This is a genomic window from Antrihabitans auranticaus, from assembly GCF_016481275.1.
Lineage (GTDB): Bacteria > Actinomycetota > Actinomycetes > Mycobacteriales > Mycobacteriaceae > Antrihabitans.
Map to the genome: position 1 here is coordinate 1 of NZ_JAEMNW010000020.1, position 3,331 is coordinate 3,331.

Consider the following 3,331-nt stretch of genomic DNA (forward strand, 5'->3'; position numbering starts at 1 on the left):
CGAGCGCGAATATGTCACGCTGATTCTCTCGCCTGCGTTCGCTTGGACCGCGCCGAGGCAGCCGGGCAACTTGAACGCATGGAGAATGGGCATGCAGACGAATTCGACGAAGGCTGAACCGATCGGCCTGCCGGCAACCTCACGGCTGAGCCGGTCGTACGACAAGGCTGATTTTGCCGACGCGTTTTCGGTGGACTTGCCAACGACTGCCTGCAACGACGCAGAGTCTCTCGCTCGATACATCTTTGCGGGGCAACCCAAGTGGATCGCGATGCTGCTGGGCGTTCGCGACATTGCCGTATGGCCATTCGGCCTTAAAAGAGCGATCGATCTGAAAGTCGCGAAGGGCGACCGGCTCAGTATTTTCCGCGTGTTCGAACGACATGAAGACGAGATCATTCTGGGCGAGGACGACACGCTGTCACGGGGCGGCGCTATGGAGCCAATGCGGGGTCGGCATAAGGGCGCCACTTGAGGGGCGGCACATAGGCGCCAGTCCAAGGGCGGCGTAATGGCGCCACGTTAGGGGCGGCGCATAGGCGCCAGCAGCATCAGGGCGAGAACGCGGTTCGAACTTTCCGAGTCGGTACGCTCCGTTCTTTTTGAACGGAGCGTCCATGGCCAACAGGAGGTTCGAATTGTTTGAATACCGCCAAGTCCTTGTCCGCATGCGGCAAGGCGATTCTGACCGCGACATCGCGCGCGGCGGTTTGATGGGGCGCAAGAAGCTGACGACCGTGCGCCGCGAGGCTGAAGCGCGTAGTTGGCTGGATCCGGTGCAGCCGCTGCCGGACGACGCTACGATCGCGGGTGTCTTCGGGCGCACGCCGCACCTGCCGCACACCTGTGTGTCGACGGTTGAGCCATATCGCGAACAGGTCCGCGAATGGCTTGCCGCCGGCGTTCAGGGCACCACGATCCATGCCGCCCTTCAACGCAATCATGGCTACGCCGGCAGCTATTGTGCCGTGAAGCGCATGCTGCGCCATCTGGCTGCCGAGCGCAGCGTGGCCACCACAACGATCCTCGACTTCGCACCGGCCGACGCCGCGCAGGTCGACTTCGGCGCGGGACCCGTGCTGACGGTCGAGGGCATTGCGGTCCGGACGTGGATCTTCGTGATGACGTTGTGCTGGTCGCGCCACCAGTATGCCGAGATCGTGCTGGACCAGACCGTCGAGACGTGGCTCGCCAGCCACCGGCGCGCCTTCGAATGGTTCGGCGGCTGTCCCGACCGGGTCATCATCGATAACGCGAAGTGCGCGATCATCCGGGCGTGTCGATACGAGCCGGCGGTGCAACGCTCGTACGCCGCGCTTGCCGAGGGATATGGATTCCGGATCGACGCCTGTCCGCCGCACGATCCCCAGAAGAAGGGCGTCGTCGAATCGGGCGTCAAATACGTCAAGAAGTCCTTCGTGCCGCTGCGCGAGTTCCGGGATCTGGCCGACGCCAACCGGCAACTGCGCGAATGGGTGATGCAGCAGGCCGGCACTCGTATCCACGGCACCGTCCACGAACGGCCGCTGACGCGCTTCGGCGTCGAGCGCCCGTTGCTCGCTGCATTGCCGGACGTGCCGCCGGTACTGTCGGTCTGGAAGGAGGTGGCGGTCCATCGCGACGGCCACGTCGTCTACAAGCACGCGCTGTACTCTGCACCGTTCACGCTCGTCGGCAAGTCGCTCTGGCTGAAGGCGACCGATACGGTCATCCAGCTGTTCCATCGGCATGAACTCGTCGCAACCCATCCGCGGCAGCGGGCCGGCGGTCGCCACACGGTGCGAGATCACCAGCCGCCCGAAGCGCAGGCCTGGCTCGAGCACGATCCGCAGTGGTGTCTGGCGCGCGCGAAGGAGATCGGGCCGTCGTGCCACGGCGTGATCCTCGCGCTGTTCAACGACAAGGTGCTCGTCAACCTGCGCGGCGCGCAGGGGATCATCCGGCTGCGACAGAAAGTCGGCGATCAGAGGCTGGAAGCAGCCTGCGAGCGTGCGCTCGCGTTCAGCAGCGCGAAGTACAGCACCATCAAGGGCATCCTCGACAAAGGCCTGGACAGCGAACCGGTGCCGCGTCCCGCGTCGGCCCCGACTGGCGCTTACCAGAACGGCGGCCGCTTCGGCCGTGATCTCCAATCCCTGCTGATCCACTGACACCATGAACCCGAGTCCCGAATTGAATTCCATCCTCAAACAGCTGCGCCTGTCCGGCATCCTCGACTCGCTTGAGCAGCGCAACCGTCAGGCGATCGACGGGCAGCTCGCCTATACCGAGTTCCTTGCCATGCTGCTGCACGACGAGGTTGCCCGTCGCGAACACAAGAAGCTCGGCACCCGTCTGCTGCGCGCCGGCTTCGCGATGGGCAAGACGCTCGAGACGTTCGACTTCGACCGGCTGCCTACGTTGAACCGCTCACACGTTCATGATCTCGCGACAGGCCGGTATCTCGACGAGAAGGTCGCGATCCTGATCGCCGGTCCAACCGGCACCGGCAAAAGCCACTTGGCCCAGGCGCTGGGCCACTGCGCCGCCCGCCAAGGCCGCGATGTGCTGTTCATCTCGCAGACCGAGCTGCTCAAGCGATTGAACGCCGCGCGCGCCACCGGCGCCTATGACCGCAAGTTCCAGCAGTACGCCCGGGTGCCGCTGCTGATCGTCGATGACTTCGCGCTCAAACCGCTACGTACCCCGCAGGACGAGGACTTCCACGATCTCGTCGCGGCCCGCTACGAGCACGCGGCGACCATCCTGACGTCGAATCTCGACTTCGGTGAATGGGGCGCCGCGTTCCCCGACAACCGCATCCTCGGCACCGCCACACTCGACCGACTACGCCACGGCGCCTACCGGCTCGTCCTCGAGGGCGACAGTTACCGCACCCCGAAACCGATGCCAGATCCCCCTCAAAATGCAGTTGCCAAAAACGGCAAAAAACCGCAACCTTGAAACCGTTCGAATCCGCGTTTTACCCCCGGTTCTGCTGGCGCCATTACGCCGCCCATCCCCGGCTCCTTTACGCCGCCCCGCGACACCTGGCGAACATCTCGCACTTTGGTATTCAGTGCGGCGTTGGCTGGTACCCAATCATTGAAGCGCTGGCGCGCGACATTGAGGCGGAGCTTCGCGCCTTGTGGCGGGAGCAACTCCAGTTTCCGGAGCGAATCGCCAAGATGGATGGAGCGCTCCTGGGCGGTCGGGCCACCTATCCCGCGCTTCCCCTTTGCACCGACATCACACAGGTCGGCGGCGAGCTTACGGTAGGTGTCCTCAGTGGGCAGCTATGTCCCCCGGATGTGGAATCGCGCATCCGAGCGCATATGCAAATCGCAATTTC

General features: G+C 64.1%; 4 protein-coding genes. All 4 read left to right on the top strand.

All coding sequences use genetic code 11. From position 1 onward, the window contains the following. The coding region (locus JGU72_RS30440) for a DUF2867 domain-containing protein (protein ID WP_233533259.1) at window positions 1–475 on the top strand (475 nt) is incomplete at its 5' end. A 163-nt stretch (window positions 476–638) separates the two neighbouring features. Then, window positions 639–2,150 carry an IS21 family transposase gene (gene istA, locus JGU72_RS30445; RefSeq protein WP_027809980.1) on the top strand — a complete coding sequence of 504 codons (1,512 nt, stop codon included), beginning with the start codon at window positions 639–641 and terminating at the stop codon, window positions 2,148–2,150. Window positions 2,151–2,154: 4 nt separating this feature from the next. Continuing rightward, window positions 2,155–2,943 carry an IS21-like element ISBmu1 family helper ATPase IstB gene (istB, locus tag JGU72_RS30450; protein ID WP_012213993.1) on the top strand — a complete coding sequence of 263 codons (789 nt, stop codon included), beginning with the start codon at window positions 2,155–2,157 and terminating at the stop codon, window positions 2,941–2,943. Beyond that, window positions 2,940–3,331 (top strand): hypothetical protein (locus tag JGU72_RS30950; RefSeq protein WP_233533260.1); only part of this gene is annotated, 392 nt, incomplete at its 3' end. The genes istB and JGU72_RS30950, both read left to right, overlap by 4 nt.

What these genes read in the sequence shown, in the direction of transcription:
- istB (WP_012213993.1), top strand. Translation starts at nt 2,155, where the DNA reads ATGAACCCGAGTCCCGAATTGAATTCCATCCTCAAACAGCTGCGCCTG.